The following is a 19,603-nucleotide window of genomic DNA, read 5'->3' on the forward strand; positions in this document are numbered from 1 at the left end:
GCCGGGGTGCCATGTCGTTTGTGAACGGTGTCCTTCGGTATTCCGAACGGGGTCCTTCGGTATTCCCGAGCGACATGGCTTCCGCGGGAGTCCGCTGGGGTTCGGAAGATCGGCTCAGCCGTCCCGCTCATCGGCAGAGGTGTCCGTGCCGCCCGGAAATGGCGCGGTGGTCGGCGGTGGTGCTTCCTCGGGCAGCAGGCCCCAACCGCTCGCCCTCGTCGACCACGCCCTCGATGGCCAGCGGAGACAGGCCAAAACACCGTCCGCACAAGCTCGTTGGCATCCAGCGGACCGATGTCAACGACCCTCACGACTCTCCGTCGCCACCGAAAGTGAGAGAGGGCCGTTGATTAGGTAACACTCCCCCACGGGCAAGGGGATTGGCACCGGAGGAGCGGGAAGTCCTGTCCCTGCGTCAGGGATGACAGTGTTCCGGCTCGGCCTTGTGGCCGATGACCAGATGCTTGTCGCTGTGAGACCTGTGTGTCTCACAGTGCCTGAATCCTGCCGCCGTGAGGAGTGCGATGTATTCGTCTGCCGTGCGGTGACGCCCTTGAGTCTCCAGATGCATGGTCAGGTTCATTGCCGAGGTTGCGAGGGGGCCCTGCCTGGATTCGTCGAAGAGCCGGTCCATGACGAGCACCCGCCCGTGGTCGCGGCACGCCCGGTGTGCCTTGCTCAGGAGTTGGACACAAGCGTCATCGGGCCAGTCCGAGAGGATGTACCCGAAGGCGATGCAGTCGCCTTCGGGCAGTTCGTCGGTGAAGAAGTCGCCTGGGAGGAAGGTGAGTCGGTCACCTAGCCCATGGGCGGCGCGGGTCTCCTTGAGATGCGGTTCGACTTCAGGAAGGTCGAACACGGTTGCCCGGAGCCTGGGCGAGTGCTGGAGCGCGGCGACTGCGAACGGCCCGTTGGCGCCCCCCACGTCGATCAAGTGGGCGGTGGTGGCCAGTCCGGCGAGGGCAGCGAGTTCTTTGGACGGGGCAAAGCTGAGGTCCCACATGGCCTTCAGGAAACGGCCAGTGGCGTGGTCATCTCGGTACAGGGAGGTGAACGGCCGGGGGTCGGATCCGTCCACCGTGCGCTTGCCGTGCTGGAGGTAGGAGTCCAGGAGGGCCATCCTGCCCGCTGTTTCTTGGACGAGGTGGGCAATGAACCCTCCGATGTAGCGGTCGCTGTCCGGATCAACGAAGGGCCGGATGTCGTCCGGAAGGCTGTACTGGCCCCCGGGGGTGCGTTGGATGATCTCGAATGCGGTCAGGACCAGCAGCATCCGTTCCGTGGTTTCCGGGTCGATGCGGAGGTCCTTCGCGATGTCGTCTGCTACTGCAGGTCCGTTCGCTACCAGGTGGGTGAAAACCTGGTAGCGGTCGGCCAAGTACAGGACCGGCGTTGAGATTGCGCCGAACATGACCTTCTCCAAGTTGCCTGGCAACATGGCGGTCCTCCCTGTCGTTGTGATGTGTCTGGCCTGCCGCAGTCCGTGTCGCCGATGGCCTGGACACGTGTCAGCCCCCGTTCAGGGCTGCTGCCTGCTCTACGAGCGCGGCGAGGTCCTGTGGATGGGTGACGTGCGCGATGTGACCAGCACCGTCGATGGACGCGTGGTGGCCGGCGGGGATCAGGTTCGCAAGATGACGCGCGGTCTGTCGGTGATGTGTCAGCGACCGGCTTCCCGACGCCGTGATCACAGGTGTCGTTACCGTCGTCGGGTCGAAGGTGGGGATGTTGAGCGTGGGGTCGGTCATCTCCTGGATCAGGGCTGTGCCGGCCGCTTCCAGTTCCTCGTCCGTCTGTCCTGAGGTGGGGCGGCCGACGACGGCCTCTTGGAGGGCTCGGGCTGCGGCGGCTGGGCCCTGAGCTGATGCGTCTTCGACCAGTTGCTCCCACGGGGCGGTGTCGGGCCACCAGGGCAGCCAGCAGACGGGCGGCTCGAAGAGCACAACCGCCCTTGCGAATCGGGGTTGTTGGGCTGCTGCGGTGAGTGCCACGAGTGCGCCGTAGCTGTGTCCTGCCACGACGGGCCTCGGCAGTCTGGAGGCCGCGGAGATGAGATCGGTGACATGGTCGGCCAGTTTGGTTTGCGGGTCTGCGAGGGCGCGGGAGGTGCCCCATCCGCGCCGGTCGTACCCGGCGACGGTCCATCGGGGCAGGTGCGCTGCGACTCGCTGGAAGGTCGCGCTGTGGTCCATCGTCCCGTGGACGAACAGAGCCGTCTCGGGTCGTGTTCCTTTTCTCGTGCGGAGTACTGGACGGATCATTTCGGTGCCCCGGCGTTGAGGAGAAGGGTGGTGATCTGCTCCGGTGTGGGGGCGGTGATCAGAGCGGCAGTGTCCACGGGTGCGCCTGCCAGTGATTCCAGACGGGCGAGGAAGGCTGCCATGGTGATGGAGTCGCCACCTGCGGTGAAGAAGTCGGAGTCTGCTTGGACTTGGCGTAACGGGACGTTGAGGACCTGGGCGAAGTTCTGGGCGACCTCCCAGGTGATGCGGGAGAGAGACCTTTCATGGTCGTCGGGTAGGAGTGCGGGCCCAGCGGGGCGAGAGGACTGGACAGTGAGCTCGCTGGGGGGCTCGTGTCGGTGGTCGGCTTTGCCGTTCACGGTGCGCGGGAGCTCGGTGACGGCGGTGAACACGGAGGGCAGCATGGCGCTGTGCAGGCGGGAGGCCAGGTAAGTGCGGATTGCCGTCTCGTCGAGTTGGGCACCGACGGGGACGGCCAGCGCTTCGATGCGGCCGTCTTGCTCGTATACGGCGCACGCGGTGACGCCGGGGGCGGACTCCAGGACACGCTCGACCTCGTCGAGTTCGACGCGTTGACCGCGGATCTTGACTTGGCGGTCGCGACGGCCGACGTATTCGAGTGTGCCGTCCGGGCGCTGACGGCAGATGTCACCGGTGCGGTAGAGCAGGCTTGCCGGATCGGTTGTGGTGTGGGGGTTGCGGATGAAGCGCTCTTCCATGAGGTCCGGTTGGTTCAGGTACCTTCCGACACCGATACCTCCGAGCCAGAGTTCCCCCTTCTGCCCAGGCGGGACGTCGCGTAGGTGGTGGTCCAGGAGATAGGCGCGTTTGTTGGCTACCGGTCGGCCGATGGGCGGGGGGTCCTCGCTCGGGGAGCATTCATGCCAGGTTGCCAGGACGGCGGTCTCGGCTGGACCGTAAAGGTTGAGAAGGCGTCGCCCCGGTGCGGCCCACCGGCGGGCCCATGCTGCCGGCAGCCGCTCGCCCGCGGCAGCGGCGATGCGCAGTTCGGGCAGGGGCTGGTCCGGAAGGGTCATCCAGACGGACGGGGTGAGGATTGCGGTGGTGACCCGCTGCGATGCGAGCAGCCGGACCAGTGGGGGGCCGACGGTGAGCTGGTGGGACGGCGCGACAACCAAGGCGGCGCCTGACAGGAGGGCAAGGGTGAGGTCGGCGATACAGCCGTCGAAGTTCGGTGACAGGAACTGCAGGACCCGGTCGCGGGGTTCGAGGTCGAAGATCTGGCGCTGCGCCAGGTGGAGATTGACCGTGGCCTCGTGGCTGATCGCGATGGCCTTCGGGGCACCGGTACTGCCGCTGGTGAAGACGACGTAGGCGGTATCGCCGGGCGAGACTCCGGTGAGCGGGGCGTCCGGGCGGAAGCCTTGCGCACCTACGCCGACCACCCGGACGGGGAACGCTGAGGAAGGGAGACTGCCGTCGGTCACAACAAGGCGCGCCTCGGCCTCGACGAGCATGGTCCGCAGGCGCTCACGGGGGCAAGAGATGTCCGCGAGCAGGAACGCGGCGCCAGTCTTTGCGACCGCCAGCACAGTGAGGACGAACTCCACGGAGCGTTCCATGACGATGCCGACCAACGTGCCCGGCTGGGCCCCTTGGTGTCGCAGCCGATGGGCCAGGGCGTTGGCCCAGTGGTCGAGTTCGCGGTAGCTGATCAGGTCATCCGGCCCCTGTACCGCTGGTGCATCGGGTGTCAGTAGGGCTTGCCGTTCGAACACCTCGTGCCAGCAGGCTGCCGCTGTGGTGGTGGTCGGAGGCAGACCGAGGCCGTTGCCGCCGGTGCTGTCGTGGGTTTCGGCCGCTGGTATGTCGACGGTGGCTTCCGGTGTGGCTCCGGCATCGACTCGGACGCGTGCGCGTTCAAGGCAGCGAGTGTTCCCATGCAGGCCCCAGGAGAACGCTTGCGGCTCCGATTCCGGTGCGTAGGAGGGGTATTTGGCCAGAAAGCCTTCAACTGCGAATCCGGCGAGGCGTTCGGCATAGCCTGCGCCGGGGCAGGCGTGGCGTCCGCTGCCGAAGCCGAGGTGCTTGGGGCCGTGCCGGGTCAGGTCCAGGGCACGGGGCGCGCTGAAGGTCCGGGGGTCGAGGTTGGCAGCGGCCAGGTGGACCAGGACACTCTCGCCTCCTGTGATCAGCGTTCCCTGGATTCTCACGTCGGTCGTGGCCTTGCGCGCGACGTACTGGCTTGACCCGTTGATCCGCATGAACTCTGCGACGGCTGGCGGGATGAGCTCGGGCAACTCGCGCAGCCGCTTCTCCAGGATCGGGTCGTCATGCAGGGCCAGCAGAGCCGAGGTGACAAGGTGGGTCAGGGTCTGGTAGCCGCCGCCCACAAGGACGATGCAGTTCGCCGCAACAGCGAACAGTTCTTTGCCAGTTGGCGAGCGGTCGGCCAGCAGGGCGGTCAGTGAGCTGATCACGTCGTCGCCGGGCGCGTGCAGTCGGCTTCTCGCTTCGTTCTGCAGCACTGAGAGGGCATCGGTCAGGACCGCGTCCACCTCGCGGTCCGGGGCAGCCGGTAGCGCAGACAGGCTGCCCAGCAGCCGCTCGTAGGCTTCGGCCCACCGGGTGAGTTCTGCTTCCCTTCCCGGCATGCCCAGTAACTGGGCCACCAGCGCACTGGGGAGCTTCGCTGCGAAGTCCGCCACCAGATCGAGGACACCCGTGCGAGGCAGCTCCTCAAGGGCGCGGGCGGCGATGTGCCGCAGGTCGTTCTCGCGGCTCCTCACGCGAGTGCCGGTGAACTGTTCGGCCAAGGCTGACCGGATGGCCTTGTGCTGTGGCGGATCCATGAAGAGCATCTGCTCGTGCACCATGGTGCTCAGGCTGGCGGAGGCGTGCAGGCCCAGCTCCTGAAACGCATCCTGGTCGTGCTCGCGCACGGAGGAGAATGTCCGGTGGTCGCGCAGGATCTCAACCGCCTCGGCGTAGCCGGAGCACACCCACATGCCCCCGACCTCGTCGAAAAACAGCGGACCGAGCTCGGCAATGGCGTCGATGTAGACGGACGGATCGGCGATGACTTCGGGAGTTCTGAGCAGGTGAACTCCATGCCTGGCACGGTCGTATCCGGCAGGGCGCTCACGCAGGCGCATGGGATCCTCTCAGGTGAGTTGGTTCGTGGCTTGGGGACGCTGCCGCTTCGGGAAACACTTCGGGCACGCAGGCGTGGTCAGCTGACGTGGCCGACGACCACGCCGTTGGCGCCCGCGGCCTTGAGGGGCAGGACCTCCACGCGGGCGAAGCCTGCCTCCAGCAGCCAGTTGTGGTATTCCGCAGCCGAGTAGTTCTTGCCGCCCTCGGTCTCCACCAGCATGTTCATCCCCATCAAGGCCGCAGCCGGTGGGCCGGTACGCTCGTCGTTGAGCAGGAGCTCGCAGATCAGCACGGCGCCGTCTGGGGGGAGAGCGGTCCGGCACTTGCGCAGCAGCGCCCGGCCGTTCTCTTCATCCCAGTCGTGAAGAATCATGCTCAGGATGATGGTGTCGTAGCCGCGGGGCAGTTCGGGGTCACGGATGAAGTCGCCGGCGACCGTATCGACGGTTTCGTTCATTTTGGCGTCGGTGATCTTCTGGCGCGCCAGGTCACACACGTGTGGCAATTCGAAGACCGTCGCGCTCAAGTTGCCGAAGTGACGGCACAGTTCGATGGGGAAGGCGCCGGCGCCGCCACCCACGTCCAACAGTCGAGTGTGCCGGGTGAAGTCATAGGCCGTGGCGAGCGCACGCGCCGTGAAGGTGGAGATGGAATACATGCAGTCCCAGAACAGCTGCAGCGTCTCTGAGTCTTCGGTGTCAAAGAGCGACTCCTGCGTGCCCGGGGTCCAGGTGAGGGGACGGTTTGTCCGGAGAGCCTGGACGATGGACTGCCAGGCCGGGTACTCCCGGCGATCCAGGTAGCGGACGAACCCGCCGAAGTAGTAAGGCCGCCCCTCGACCAGGTACTCCTCCGAGAGTTCCGAATTCCGGTACCGGGAACCGGACTTGTTCAGCAGGCCCAACGATGCGCAGCCGGCCAGGAGCAGGTCGGCAGGGCGGTCAGCTATCCCCAGCTCGCCCGACACCTCTTCCATGGTCATCTCGCGCCCTCCGGCCAGCAGATTGAACAGGCCGACATCAATGGCGCCCGCATAGGTTTTGAAGCTCCAGAATCCCGTGGCGAGCTGCATGAGAGGGGTGGGCAGCAGTGGTGTGGCGTCTTTGTGCGGTTGCTTCATGGCAAGCTCCTGGTGAGACGTGGAGGGGCGAGTTTCCTCACTCGTCCCTGATCGGTTCTGCGGGGTACTTCGCGACTTAGCCGAAGAGCGGTTCGCTCGATAGCGGCCGGAACCGGGATTGGAAGAAGCGCAGCGTTTCAGGTTCGTAGGCGAACTCCACGCCCGAACGCAGCTCCGCTCGCTGCCTGTACAGCCGGATGACGCTGTCGGCCACCACATCCATGTGGCTCTGCGTGTAGGCGCGACGCGGGATGGTGAGCCGGACCAGTTCGAGGCGCGGATACCGGTTCTCGCCCGTCACCGGGTCGCGCCCGGCCGACACCGCTCCCCGCTCAGTGGACCTGATCCCGGCATCGAGGTAGAGCGCACACGTCAACGTCTGTGCGGGAAACTGCTCGTGGGGAACGCCCGGCAGGAAAGCGGATGCGTCGAGGAACACGGCGTGCCCGCCCACCGGGCGTACGATCGGCACGCCCGCCGCAGCGATCCGGTCCGCTAGGTAGGCCACCTGCTGGACGCGGGTGCGGATGCTGTCCTCCTGTACGGACTCCTCAATGCCTTGCGCCGTCGCTTCCAGGTCACGGCCGGCCATCCCGCCGTAGGTGTGCAGTCCCTCGTAGACAACGACCAGGTTGCGGGCCTGCTCCGCGAGTGCGGGATCGCGCACAGCAAGCCAGCCGCCGATATTGGCGAAGCTGTCTTTCTTCGCCGACATCGTGGCGCCGTCGGTCAGCGCGCACATCTCCCGCAGGATGTCGGCCACCGAGCGCCCGCTCCAGCCCGGCTCACGCTGCTTGATGAACCAGGCGTTCTCCACTGCCCTCGCCGCGTCGAGCATGACCGGAATCCGGTAGCGACGGGTGAGTTCACGGACCTCCGAAAGGTTGGCCATACTGATGGGCTGGCCTCCGGCCATGTTCACCGTCGCGGCCAAGGAAACGTACGGGACCTGCTCGGCCCCCACCTTGTCGATGAGCCGCTCCAGTTTGGCGAGATCGACATTCCCCTTGAACGGCAAGTCCGCGCCCGGGTCGTGGGCCTCGTCGATGATGATGTCGTGGAAGGTCCCGCCGTTGAGCTCCTGGTGCTGGCGCGTGGTGGTGAAGTACATGTTTCCCGGAATGTGATGACCCGGTCGAATAAGGCAGCGCGAAAGCAAGTTCTCCGCTGCCCGCCCCTGGTGGGCAGGTATCACGTGCTCATAGCCGTAGTAGTCACGCACCGCCGCCTCGAAGCGGTAATAGCTCCGCGAGCCCGCATATGACTCGTCACCAAGCATCACGGCAGCCCACTGCCGGTCCGACATCGCACTGGTCCCCGAGTCGGTGTAAAGGTCGATGTACACCAACTCCGCCGGTAGCAGGCCCACGTTGTAGCCGGCTGCCGAGAGAGCTGCCCTGCGCTCCTCGACACTTGTGAGTCGAATGAACTCGATGCTCTTCACCCGCCAGGGCTCCGCCGGATGCCGGGCCCCTGCCGTGGCACCCGTGGACTCTGCGTTACCTGACTCGCTCATGAGAGCTGTCCCTTCACTAGCCGAATACCTTTCTCGTCGCTGGTGACCAGCTCCGCCACCCCTAAATTCGCGCCCAAGTGCCCACCGGCTGCCGTGACCTTCTCGCCGAGGAAAGCGCAGATACTCCCGGCAAGGGCGGCCAACCCCTTCGACCCCAGGGAACAGAGTTCCTTCAGGGGGGTATGCCGGGCGGTGCGGAAAAGGCGGTGCTGGTCATAACAGGCACGTCCTGACAGCAGTTCACACTTCCGAGACGGTTACGGATGGAGGCACATGCCATATGCAGCCGATCCGGACCGGGTTAGCCTCCACTGCACACCTCGGCCGCGGCCAGAGGAACCCCTCGCCAAGATCAGCATGTTGAACGTGTTGAATTGCTTGCGAGCATGCGAAATCCGGCCGCGTTGCCGTATTACGAGCCGAAAGGACTGACCCGAGTCACCCACCGCCGGCCCGCAGCGCCCTCTACTCTCCCCGTAACCGCTTCCCACTATTGGCCCGAATTGATAGGTGTTCTGGGTCGTTGACCCTTGTGTGAGTGAACTGGTGGGGGATACACGACAGTTGTTGCCGTCGACGCAGGAGGCCCTGCGGATGCGGGCGCTCGTCGCGTTGGTCACGTTGGTCGCGGGGCGGGATCGCAAGGAGGTCGCGGCGGTGTTCCAGGTGTCGCTCAAGGCGGTGGACACGTAGTGGGCGAAGTGGCTTGCGGGTGTCGTGAGGCGTTGATCCACCCGTCGAACTTCTGGCGTTGCGTCCGGATCAGCGGGCGGACCCTGAGCCAACCCGCGGTGTCGTTCTCTCCCGACGGTGTTCCGGCGTAGGTGTCCGAACACAGCGGCCGCCCTTGGGAGTCGAGAGTGACAGAGGGGACAGGCGGGGCGCGCTCCAAAAGAGACGATGTTCAAACGTCTGATGTTTGTCTAGGATGCTTCCATGAAACGCATCAGCGCACCGCGGCGGACGGCCAGCCTGTCCGCCCAGCTCGTGGAGAACCTCCGCTCGCACATCGAGACAGGGGGTTGGCCGGTCGGGACGCGGATTCCGCCGGAGCAGGTCCTCATCGAGGAGCTCGGGGTCGGACGCAGCACGCTGCGGGAGGCGATCGGTGCGCTGGTGCACCTCGGTCTGCTGGAGCCCAGAGCCGGTGACGGCACCTACGTCCGCTCCTCCAGCGAGCTCCAGTCGGTCATGGTGCGGCGGGCAGGCTCCGCGAAGCGGGACGACGTGCTGGAGCTGCGGACCGTTCTGGAGGAGTACGCCTCGGGCGCCGCGGCCCTTCGGCGCAGCGAGGAGCAGGTGCGGCAGCTGCGGGAGTTGCTGACCGACGCCGAAGCAGCCGTCGCCGGCGAGGACGCGTCCGCGGCCACCGGCGTCGACGCGCTCTTCCACCGGTCCGTCGTCCGGGCGAGCGGGAACGACCTGCTGATCGAGGTGTACGACTACCTCGGCACGGCGCTCACCTCGCACCTGGGGGGCCTGCCCTGGGACGCCGCCCACGCCGAGGAGCACGCCGGCCTGCACCGGCGGCTCGTCGAGGCGATCGAGGCCCGGGACGCGGGCGGCGCCCGCGACGCCGCGGCGGCGATCGTCCGGCTCACCCACGACCACGAAACCGCCGACGCACGCGCGGCGGAGGACCAGTGAGCCCGCAGCCGACCCCGGTGTCCCGCCGGTGCTCCGCCGCCGGGTCGCCGGCCGCCGACGGCGCCCGGCCCGCCGGGTCCGCCGGACTCGTCATCGCCGCGGCGCTCGCCCGCCACGGCGCGGGCCGGGATCGCCGCCTACGTCAGCCCTCCCACTGATCCGATCGCCCCCGCCCGAACGCCAACGCCGCCTGCCTGAACGGGCTTTCACCGCCGCAAAGGATCAACCCACCAACAACGTAAGGAGATCACTCGTGTCTCGCTCCCCCCTCCCCATCGACGAGCTCGACGCACGTACCGACCGACGAAGCGCCCGCCTGTACGCGACCGACGCCCAGTTCCGTGACACTGCGCCCCTGGACGCCGTCACCGAGGCGATCGGGCGCCCCGGATTACCGCTCGCCGATCTGTTGGCCACCGTGATGGAGGCGTACGCGGACCGCCCCGCCCTGGGCGAGCGTGCCACGGAGCCGGTCACCGACCCTGAGACGGGCCGCACCACGCTGCGCCTTCTGCAACGGTTCGACACGCTCACCTACGGCGAACTCTGGGAGCGGGTGGGCGCGGTGGCCTCCGAATGGCGGCACCACCCCGAACATGCGGTGGGCCCCGGCGACTTCGTCGCCGTCCTCGGTCCCACGAGCGCCGAATACACCGTGGCGGATCTGGCCTGTGTCCGCTCCGGCGTGGTGTCCGTTCCCCTGCAGTCGGGGGCTTCGGCGGCACACCTTGCCCCCATCGTCGAGCAGACCGGACCGCGCCTGCTCGTGGTGGACGTCGATCACCTGGACGTCGCGATCGAGGTTGCGGCGAACGCCCCCTCGCTGGGCAGGATCGTCGTCATCGGCCACCGGCCCGAGGCCACCGCCCACCAGGAGGAGTTGGAGTCCGCGCGTGCCCAACTCGCGGCGCAGGGCCGGGGAGTGGCCCTGGACACGCTGGCGTCGGTCGTCGACCGGGGAAGGGCGCTGCCGCCGCTCCCCCGGGTTCCCGACGGGTCGGCGGCCGACGCGCTCAGTGCGCTGATCTACACCTCGGGAAGTACCGGCACCCCCAAGGGGGCCATCTACACCGAGCGTCTGGTCAGACAGTTCTGGGTCGACTTCGTGCCCGGCCAGGTGGTGCGGCCCTCCATCGTGCTCAACTACCTGCCGTTGAGTCACATGATGGGCAGGGGCGTGCTGTTCGGGACGCTCGCCAAGGGGGGCCTCGCCTGTTTCGCGGCGTCCAGCGACCTGTCGACGCTCTTCGAGGACCTCTCCCTGGTCCGTCCCACCGAGTTCGTCATGGTTCCCCGCATCTCCGACATGCTCTTCCAGCACTACCGGGCGGAGTTGTCCCGCCGGACCGGGACGGGCGGCGATGCGGCCGAGTTGGCGGAGCAGGTGAGGGAGGAGCTGCGGGAGAAGGTCATGGGCGGCCGCCTCCTGTCGGCCGTCAGCGCCTCGGCTCCGCCGAGCGCCGAGACGACGGCGTTCATCGAGGACTGCTTCCACGTCAGGCTGCTCGACGGCTACGGGTCGACGGAAGGCGGGATCGTCTCCCTCGACGGCCGGGTGCTGCGCCCGCCGGTGACCGACCACAAGCTGGCCGACGTACCCGAGTTGGGATACTTCGGAACCGACTCGCCGTACCCGAGAGGCGAACTGCTGATCAGGTCCGACCGGCTCGTGCCCGGGTACTTCCGGCGTCCGAACGCCACCTCCGAGGTCTTCGACGAGGACGGCTTCTACCGCACGGGCGACATCATGGCCCGCGTCGGCCCCGACGAACTGAGGTACGTCGACCGCCGCTCCAACGTCCTCAAGCTGTCACAGGGCGAATTCGTCGCCGTCTCCCGCCTGGAGGCGCTCTTCACCGGCAGTCCGGTCATCCGGCAGATCTTCCTGTACGGCAGCAGCGCCCGCGCCTACCTGCTCGCGGTCGTCGTGCCGACGCAGGACGCCCTCGACCGCGTCGACGGGGATGCCCGGCGTCTCAGGCCGATCCTGCGGGAGTCCCTGCGGAAGCTCGCCGCCGAGGCGGGGCTGAACTCCTACGAGATTCCGCGGGAACTCCTCGTCGAGACCGAGCCGTTCACTCAGGAGAACGGGCTGCTCTCCGGGGTGCGCAAGCCGTTGCGGCCGGCCCTGACGAAGCGCTACGGCGAGCGTCTCGAAGCGCTGTACACCGAGTTGACCGACCGTGCGGCCGAAGAACTTCGGACGCTGCGTCAGTTCGGCGGCGACCAGCCGGTACCGGCGACCGTGCTGCGGGCCGCGCAGGCGCTTCTCGGGCAGGAAGCGGGCGTCGTGGAGCCTGGCGCACGCTTCCTCGAACTCGGCGGCGACAGCCTCACGGCACTGTCGTTCTCCCAGCTGCTGAAGGGGATTTTCCACGTCGACATCCCCGTCGACGTGATCACCAACCCGGTCAACTCGCTGCAACAGGTGGCCGATCACATCGAGCGGGCGCTCGCGTCGGAACACCGCCGTCCCACCGCCGACAGCGTCCACGGCCCGGACGCGACGCGACTCGACGCGGCCGAGCTGCGGCTGGACGCGTTCCTCGACGCGCGGACCATCGAGCAGGCCGAAAGGCCGGCCGGTCCGCTGCCCGAGGCCCGGACCATCCTGCTGACCGGCGCCAACGGCTACCTGGGCCGCTTCCTGTGCCTGGAGTGGTTGGAGCGCGCGGCGGAGCGCGGCGGCACACTGGTGTGCGTGGTCCGCGGCTCCTCCGCCGAGTCAGCCCGGGCACGGCTCGACGCGGCCTTCGACAGCGGCGACCCCGAACTCACGGAGCGCTACCGCACGTCCGCCGCCCAGCATCTCCAGGTGGTCGCCGGCGACATCGGGGAACCCCGCCTCGGGCTCGACGAGGAGACCTGGCAACGGCTGGCCGACACCGTGGACCTGATCGTCCACCCGGCGGCACTGGTCAACCATGTCCTGCCCTACGGCCAGTTGTTCGGCCCCAACGTGCTGGGCACGGCCGAACTGATCAGGCTCGCGGCCACCTCCCGGATCAAGCAGTTCACCTACCTGTCGACGGTCGCCGTCGTCTTCGGGAACGCGGCAGCGGCCGACGAGTCGGCGGACATCCGCACCGCCTGCGGGGCACGCGACCTCGACGGTGATTACGCCGACGGTTACGCGGCCAGCAAATGGGCCGGCGAGGTGCTGCTGCGCGAGGCGCACGACACGTTCGGTCTGCCGGTCACCGTCTTCCGCTCGAACATGATCCTCGCCCACCCGCGCTACCGCGGTCAGTTCAACCTCCCGGACGTCTTCACCCGCCTCGTGCTGAGCCTGCTGACGACGGGCATCGCACCGGGCAGCTTCTACGCCCGGGGCACCGGCAACGGCCGCGGACACTTCGACGCACTCCCGGTGGACTTCACCGCGCGGGCCATCACCGCGCTCGGTGACGACGCACGAGAGGGCTACCGGACCTACAACGTGGTCAACCCGCACGACGACGGCATCTCACTCGACACGTTCGTCGACTGGCTGATGACAGCCGGACATCCCCTGACGCGCGTCCAGGACCACGCCGAGTGGATCGACCGCTTCGAGACCGCCCTGCGCGGCCTCCCCGACCGGCAGAAGCACCATTCGCTGCTCCCGCTGCTGCACGCCTTCGCCGAGCCGGAACAGCCACTCGCCGGATCCGCCCTACCGGCGGACCGGTTCCGCGCGGCGGTACGGGCCGCAGCCCTCGACGACGAGAACGACATCCCCCGTCTGTCACCGGACCTGATCACCAAGTACGTGGCCGATCTCCGGGCGCACCGCCTGATATGACACAACCCGTGACCGCCGCGGGGCCCACCACCACCGGCTCCGCGACGGCCGGGAGAGTCGGTCAGACCACCCGGAAGACCCGTCGAAGGCGACCGACAGGGCGGGCGCGTTCTCGACGGGACGGGATTACGTCTTCTGCTCCGTCGACGCCGGGCAGGTCAGGTCCTTGGGCGGGAGTTTGCCGGTGGTGAGGTAGGCCGTGGCGTTCTTCTTCGCGCAGGTGCTGGTGCCGTCGATGCCGTAGACACCGTGTCCCTCGCTTCCGGCGGCCGTGACCATCCGGGAGCCGTGCAGGGCCCGGTGCATGGCCTGGCCGGAGGGCAGGGGTGTCTGCGGGTCCCATGCGTTCTGCAGGATCAGCAGGCTGACGCCGTTGTTCACCCTCGTTTCGGGCTCGCTGCCGGCCGTCCAGAAGGCACACGGCATGATGGTGGAGGCGACGTCGCCGTACAGCGGATACCGGGCTCCGTCGCGGATCGCGTCGCGGCGGTACTGCCCCGGGTCACGCGGCCACGCAAGGGCGTTGGTACACATGACCGCCCACATGCCCGCGGCTTCGTTGTCCGAGGGAACACCACGGACGGAGGCCGGCGGCACGGCGTCCCGGCGCCGTCCCGGCGTGCCGGACGCGGCCGATCTTCCGCCCTCGGCCGCCTTCTTCAGCTCGGCGATCCTTTCGGCGGCTTTCCGGACGTGGAAGAACGTGGGGCGTTCCTCGACACGGAGGGCGTCGCCGGTGAGGAGCCTGCCGTCGGAGTCGGTGAGGGGCTTGCGGTTGGCCCGGGCGACCAGGTCCCAGAAGGTCCTGCGGACCTCGGCCGGGGTGTTGCCCAGGCGGTACGCCGTGTGCCGCTGAGCGGTCCACTCGCTCCACCGCGTGAAGGCGGCCTCGGCCCCCTCCGCCATCGCCTGGAAGGTGCCGCGCCCGAAACGCGTGGGGTCGGCCGCGCTGTCCAGCACGAACCGGTCGGTTCGCCGGGGGAACATCTGCGTGTAGACGGCGCCGAGATAGGTGCCGTAGGAGTAACCCAGGTAGGAGATCTTCCTCTCGCCGAGCGCGGCCCGGATGACGTCCATGTCGCGGGCGGTGTTGCGGGTGGTGAAGTGCGGCAGCGCGTCACCGTTTCGGGCCCGGCACTTGTCGGCGACCGTGCGCGCCCACGTCACGTCCTTCGCGAACGTCCCGGCCTTGTAAGGGTGTTCAAAGTTCTGCTCGTCCTCGGTCAGGCCGCAGCTCAGGGGAGAGCTCTGCCCGATGCCCCTCGGGTCGAACCCGATGAGGTCGTACCGGCTCTTCACGTCCCCGGGGAGGCGGAGCTCCGGGGCGACGGGCAGGTCCAGGCCCGGCCCGCCAGGGCCGCCCGGGTTGAGCAGCAGAACGCCACGGCGTTGCTTCGTGCTGCTCGCCTTCAGCCGGGATATCGCGAGGTCGAGCTTCTTGCCGTCGAGGTCGCTGTAGTCCAGCGGCACTTTGACTGTCGCGCACTGAAAAGTTGCTGGGTTCGCCGTATTGCACCGCTGCCACCGGAGTTTCTGCTGCGTGTATTGCCGCAGAGGGTCCTTGGCGACAGGAGCATCGGATGCGGCGGAGGAAATCGCGGGCGTCAGCGTCAGGAGAGATGCCGCCGCGAGCCCGACCGCGAAATGGGGTGCTGTTTTTCTGTTGCGCACGATGAAGTGTTCGTCCTTACGGGGAGGGGCAGTTGGTCACTTTCCGGAGAGGTGCCGGTGAACGCACTGCGTGTACTGCTGGAGGCTGTCGGGCCGGTAGCACTCCTGCGTCTTGTTCGCGTACCAGATGAAGAAGACGGCGGCCAGGCCGGACATCACGAGCGCGAGCGATGACGCCACCACGGCGGTGACGGCCTTGCCCCGGCCGGCGCCGGTTCGCCTGGCCGTCATCAGGGCGGCGATGCCCAGGATCAGGCCGATCACCCCGAGCGGGCCGCCGATGACGACCACCGACGTGAGCAGGCCGGTGCTGCCCACAACCACGGCTGCCACGGCCAGGCCGTTCTTGGCGGTCGGTGCCGGCGCCGACACCGGCCCGTTCCGCGCGGTCCCAACCGGTGCCGCAGGATGCGATGTCATCCCCGTTGCTTGCGTGTTCATCCGCCGTCCTTCCCTCAATTGGGCAGGCCACGATCATGGTTTGCAGAGCCTTGGGTGCACATCGCGGTAAGGCGGGAGATCGCGCTCCCTCGATCGGGGGAGGCCGCCGGTGAATCGTCCGGTGATAATGGCCCGATCATGATCAGGGGAATAATTCGGCCGCTGCTGCGCGGCTCCACGTATTCGGGTGCGCTGTTCGCCTTGTGCGGCGCGGTGGCGAGCCTTCCACTGCTGCTGTGCGCGGCGCTGCCGGTACTGGCATGGCCGTCCGGTCCCTACGGGGTGCGGGTCGTTCTGACCCTGCTCGGATGGACGGTGCTGATCGGTGCGGTCGGACTGGTCCGCGCCACGCGGCGGATGCTGATCGCGTCCGCGCGACGCCTGCTGGGGGTGCCGCTGCCGGACCCGGCGTCCGGTCGCCCTCGGCGTGCGAACGCAACGGACACCGCACCGACTTCTGACTCCTGGCCCCCCAATGCGCCGTCCACAGTGGACCGTTGGCGCACTCCGGTCTGGCTGCTGCTGCACATGGCGCTGGGGTGGACGGGGGCGCTGATCGGCGGTCTGCTGCTCCTCGCGGCCCTGACCATCCCGCTCGGCGCCGAGGCGGCGGTGAGTCTGTCCGGCTGGACGGTGCGGGTGGCGGACGGCTGGTCTCGCTGGGCGGTGGCGCTCGGCTGTGCGCTGCTTGCGGCGGTGCTGTGCGCACTGATGACGAAGGCCCTGCGGTGGCTTGCGCCCAGACTGCTCGGTCCGTCACCGGCGGAGCGGCTCGCGCTGGCGGCCGAGCGGGAGCGACAGCTGGCCGAACGCAACCGGCTCGCCCACGAGTTGCACGACTCGATCGGGCACACCCTGACGGCGGCCACGATCCAGGCGGCGGTGGCCGGCGAGGTGCTGACCGCCGACCCGGCGGCGGCACGGGCCGCTCTGCGCGGCATCGAGGAGTCGGCCCGGACCGCCCTTGAGGACCTGGACTACGTCCTTGGCGTGCTGCGCGAGGAGAAGGCGCAGGCGGCGCCGACGCGGACCCTGGCCGACCTGCCCGAGTTGCTCGACCGATTGCGGCGCGCGGGCTCGGTGGTGGAGCCGGAGTTCTCGGGCGAGTGGGGGCGGGTGCACGGGACGCTCTCCCGGGCGGCGTACCGGATCGTGCAGGAGGGACTGACGAACGCGTTGCGGCACGGGGCGGGCGGCCCGATCCAGGTCCGCGTGGCGGCCGCACCCGACGGCCTGGAGCTCAGCGTGGTCAACCGGACCGGCGCCGGGTCCGGGGCGGGTGCGGACAACGGTGTCGGCCCGGCTGCCTTCCCGACGTCCGGGCACGGCCTGCCCGGACTCGCCGAGCGCGTGCGGCTGTTGCACGGCGAGATCGAGGCCGGGCCGGACGGGCCGGAGCACTGGCGGCTCGCGGTCCGGCTGCCAGTACGCTTGTCGCCATGATCGGCCCAGACGTGAGCGCAACGGTCACGACCAGCCCCGACGCGGCCGCGGCCGTCACGACCGGCGCCACCGCCAGCACCCCCGGCACCCCCGGCACCCCCGGCACCCCCGGCACCCCGGTCACGCTCCTGATCGCGGATGACGACGAGGTGACCCGCAGCGGTCTGCACATGCTCCTCGCGGCCCGGCCGGGGATCACGGTGGTCGGGGAGGCCGCCGACGGCGTCGAAGCGGTCGAGCAGGCACGGCGGTTGCGACCGGACGTGGTCCTGATGGATGTGCGGATGCCGCGCCTCAACGGCATCGAGGCCACCCGGCAGCTCCTCGCCGGATCGACCACCCCGCCGAAGGTCGTGGTGATCACCACCTTCGAGAACGACGGCTACGTCACCGCCGCGCTCAGCGCCGGGGCCAGCGGCTTCGTACTCAAGCGACTCCCGGTCCCCAAGATCGCGGAGGCGGTGCGCGTGGTCGCGGCGGGCGAGGCCATCCTCTTCCCGGCGGCCCTGCGCCAGATGGTCACCGCCCGCCCGCTCGGCTCCGCCGAGGCGCTGCCGCGGGCGGCGCTCACAGGGCGGGAGGAGGAGGTGCTGCGCCTCATGGCCACCGGCCTGTCCAACCCGGAGATCGCGGAGTCCTTCAGGGTGAGCCTGGAAACGGTCAAGACACACGTCGGGAACGTGCTGACCAAGCTCGGCGCGCAGAACCGGACCCACGCGGTAGTGATCGCGTACGAATCCGGCCTGGTGGTACCGGGGTTCACCGGCTGACGCAACCTCCCCATCGGCGATACTGATCTCGACGCATCAGGGCGACGTTGCTGTGCCGAGTGGGAGTTCGTTCGGCCTGGTGGTGCCTGGGCTGCCCGGCTGACGCGGCCTGCGCTTGGTCTTGCCTGGGAAGCAGCGACGGGCAGTTGCCGAAGATCACGGCAGGTCCCATGGCAAGTCCCTTGGGAATCCGTGCGCATGGCGGCCGATCCCCCTTCACATGACGGGCCTCGGCCCCAAACCCCAACTCCACGCACACCCTTGCACCACCACGCGATAAACCCGGCGGAACGCCCCAACAGGGCCCCCTTTCAAGGTCTGCACCCGATACCGAAGGGCGAGCAGTACATCCGACCGCGGCGAGGGACTGCGCGGCGGGGCAGCCAGGCGGCTGGAGCCGACGGCCGAGCCGGCTGACTGGCCGGCTGGCCGGCTGACTGACTGGCTTCTGGGTGCTACAGCTTCCTCGCCTCTCGGACGGCGTGGAGGTGGATCAGGACGTCGTAGGCTTTGCCGACGGCGATCTCGGGTGTCTTGTCGTTCGGGAACTGCGTGCCGACGTTGTACGTCGGGCGCGAGGTGTCCAGCCAGTTGCGGGCCTCAGCTGGGGCCTTGCGCAGGTCGGCGTAGTAGTCGGGGTACCGCACCTGGTCGAGTGTGTACTCGTTCGTGCCGGGGCCGGCCGGGTCGACCGTGAACTTCTTCCAATCGCCTCCGAGCGGCTGGTCCTTGGAGAGGAAGGAGCCCCGGTCGAAGGTGCTGCCGATGGCGAGGTAGTCCGCACCCAGGGTGTCGTGGAGGAACGAACCCTGGGTCTTCGGGTAGGTCGTGGGATCTGACGCCACGTAGCCGACGTGGTCGTCGTGGGCCGACAGCAGGACCTTGCCGCCGGTGTACCGCTCCCACCATGCCGTGTTCTCGGCCATCAGCTGGTCACGGTAGCGCTGCATGGCGGTCAACGATTCCTGGTCGTTGGGATTGAGGGTCAGGAAGGTGTAGGTCTGGGCGATGTTGCGGGCGTTCTGTACGGCGAACTCCGCGTCCTTGCCACCCGCCGACCCCTGTTGCTCCACCAGCTCCAGCGCTTGTCGCGCCTTGGCCGCGTTCCGCTGGCGTTCCGCGAGCGGCCGGTTCAGGTAAGTGATGGCGTCGTCGAGCGAGCCCAGGCCGCTGAAGAGCTCGGTCAGACGCGGCAGCGACTCCGGGTGGGTCCGTCGGACGTAGTCGGTGACCGTGTCGAGGACGCGGGCGTCGAGCCTGGGTGCGCTGACGTCGTCGCCAGTGAAGTGGACCGGCTGGTACGGATGTTGGAGGTTGTAGTGGCGCATCCAGTGGACGAGGGCCACGAACTCCTCGCGGTCCCAGGGGGAGTCGGCCATCGCCTCGTGCACGACCTGCCGCGCGTCGCGGTTACCGTCGCCGTGCTGGAGGTAGTCGTCGATCCGCAGACCCGCCGACCAGCTCATCTCCAGAGTGAAGGTGGTGAATCCCTTCTGTTCGACGAGGTAGCGGAAGAGCCGGTCCTTCAGGGCGAAGAACTCGTGCGAGCCGTGGGTGGCCTCGCCCACGCCGACCACCTTGGCGTCGCCGACCATCGCCCCGAGTGAGCGCAGGTCGGCCGTGCCGGTGCCCGGATCCGTCGATCGCAGCGGATGGGCGATCCGGTCCAGCGCGCGGACCGGGGACGGCGCTTCGGCCGATGTGGTCACCACCGGCGCTGCCGCGTACGCGGCTCCTGCGGGGGCCAGCGTCGCGGCCAGGGCGAGAGCCCCAGCCACCAGCAGCTTCCGATTTTCAATCATGTGATCTCTCCTCAACTCACGTGATGTCCAGCGCGGTTGAGAAGATGAT

15 protein-coding genes are annotated in these 19,603 nt (G+C 68.3%); 6 read left to right on the top strand and 9 right to left on the bottom strand.

What is annotated here, in order from left to right; all coding sequences use genetic code 11:
• Positions 1–415 precede the first annotated feature (415 nt).
• From PV796_RS02705 to PV796_RS02730, 6 genes are all read right to left on the bottom strand, one after another.
• Complete coding sequence (locus PV796_RS02705) at positions 416–1,438, bottom strand: methyltransferase (RefSeq protein ID WP_274911174.1); 1,023 nt, start codon at positions 1,436–1,438, stop codon at positions 416–418.
• Positions 1,439–1,508: 70 nt separating this feature from the next.
• The gene (locus PV796_RS02710) at positions 1,509–2,261 is read right to left on the bottom strand and encodes an alpha/beta fold hydrolase (protein WP_274911175.1); all 753 of its coding nucleotides are present in this window, start codon (positions 2,259–2,261) and stop codon (positions 1,509–1,511) included.
• Positions 2,258–5,359, bottom strand: a complete 3,102-nt coding sequence (locus PV796_RS02715; RefSeq protein ID WP_274911176.1) for an amino acid adenylation domain-containing protein — start codon at positions 5,357–5,359, stop codon at positions 2,258–2,260. The genes PV796_RS02710 and PV796_RS02715 overlap by 4 nt, the downstream gene beginning before the upstream one ends.
• 77 nt (positions 5,360–5,436) lie before the next feature.
• The gene (locus tag PV796_RS02720; protein WP_274911178.1) at positions 5,437–6,480 is read right to left on the bottom strand and encodes a methyltransferase; all 1,044 of its coding nucleotides are present in this window, start codon (positions 6,478–6,480) and stop codon (positions 5,437–5,439) included.
• A gap of 76 nt (positions 6,481–6,556) precedes the next feature.
• On the bottom strand, positions 6,557–7,996 hold the full coding sequence (locus tag PV796_RS02725) for a tryptophanase (protein ID WP_274911180.1): 1,440 nt from the start codon (positions 7,994–7,996) through the stop codon (positions 6,557–6,559).
• Positions 7,993–8,235 (bottom strand): 1-deoxy-D-xylulose-5-phosphate synthase N-terminal domain-containing protein, encoded by a 243-nt coding sequence (locus PV796_RS02730; RefSeq protein ID WP_342456950.1) that lies wholly within the window; start codon positions 8,233–8,235, stop codon positions 7,993–7,995. The genes PV796_RS02725 and PV796_RS02730 overlap by 4 nt, the downstream gene beginning before the upstream one ends.
• A gap of 328 nt (positions 8,236–8,563) precedes the next feature.
• On the opposite strand from PV796_RS02730, the gene PV796_RS02735 reads away from it, so the two are divergent.
• The 4 genes from PV796_RS02735 to car all read left to right on the top strand — a co-directional run bounded on the left by PV796_RS02735 (position 8,564) and on the right by car (position 13,427).
• Positions 8,564–8,689: a hypothetical protein gene (locus tag PV796_RS02735; protein ID WP_274911182.1), complete on the top strand. Its 126-nt coding sequence runs from the start codon at positions 8,564–8,566 to the stop codon at positions 8,687–8,689.
• A 243-nt stretch (positions 8,690–8,932) separates the two neighbouring features.
• A complete protein-coding gene (locus PV796_RS02740; RefSeq protein ID WP_274911184.1) occupies positions 8,933–9,643 on the top strand; it encodes a FadR/GntR family transcriptional regulator in 711 nt (236 codons plus the stop codon).
• On the top strand, positions 9,640–9,801 hold the full coding sequence (locus PV796_RS02745; protein WP_274911186.1) for a hypothetical protein: 162 nt from the start codon (positions 9,640–9,642) through the stop codon (positions 9,799–9,801). Before PV796_RS02740 ends, PV796_RS02745 begins: the two co-directional genes overlap by 4 nt.
• Positions 9,802–9,896: 95 nt before the next feature.
• Positions 9,897–13,427 (top strand): carboxylic acid reductase, encoded by a 3,531-nt coding sequence (gene car / locus PV796_RS02750; protein ID WP_274911187.1) that lies wholly within the window; start codon positions 9,897–9,899, stop codon positions 13,425–13,427.
• A gap of 126 nt (positions 13,428–13,553) precedes the next feature.
• Here car and PV796_RS02755 read toward each other — a convergent pair whose 3' ends face one another.
• A complete protein-coding gene (locus tag PV796_RS02755; RefSeq protein ID WP_342456880.1) occupies positions 13,554–14,897 on the bottom strand; it encodes an alpha/beta hydrolase in 1,344 nt (447 codons plus the stop codon).
• A gap of 237 nt (positions 14,898–15,134) precedes the next feature.
• On the bottom strand, positions 15,135–15,470 hold the full coding sequence (locus PV796_RS02760) for a DUF4190 domain-containing protein (RefSeq protein ID WP_274911189.1): 336 nt from the start codon (positions 15,468–15,470) through the stop codon (positions 15,135–15,137).
• 207 nt (positions 15,471–15,677) lie between these two features.
• On the opposite strand from PV796_RS02760, the gene PV796_RS02765 reads away from it, so the two are divergent.
• Positions 15,678–16,982 carry a sensor histidine kinase gene (locus PV796_RS02765; RefSeq protein ID WP_274911190.1) on the top strand — a complete coding sequence of 435 codons (1,305 nt, stop codon included), beginning with the start codon at positions 15,678–15,680 and terminating at the stop codon, positions 16,980–16,982.
• Positions 16,979–17,752: a response regulator transcription factor gene (locus PV796_RS02770; protein WP_274911191.1), complete on the top strand. Its 774-nt coding sequence runs from the start codon at positions 16,979–16,981 to the stop codon at positions 17,750–17,752. Before PV796_RS02765 ends, PV796_RS02770 begins: the two co-directional genes overlap by 4 nt.
• Before the next feature lie 455 nt (positions 17,753–18,207).
• On the opposite strand, the gene PV796_RS02775 is transcribed toward PV796_RS02770, so the two are convergent.
• Entirely contained in the window at positions 18,208–19,554 is a 1,347-nt protein-coding gene (locus PV796_RS02775) for an erythromycin esterase family protein (protein ID WP_274911192.1), read from the bottom strand.
• Positions 19,555–19,603: the final 49 nt, after the last annotated feature.

The sequence above is a fragment of the Streptomyces sp. WZ-12 genome (genome assembly GCF_028898845.1).
In the GTDB taxonomy this organism is placed as follows: Bacteria; Actinomycetota; Actinomycetes; order Streptomycetales; family Streptomycetaceae; genus Streptomyces.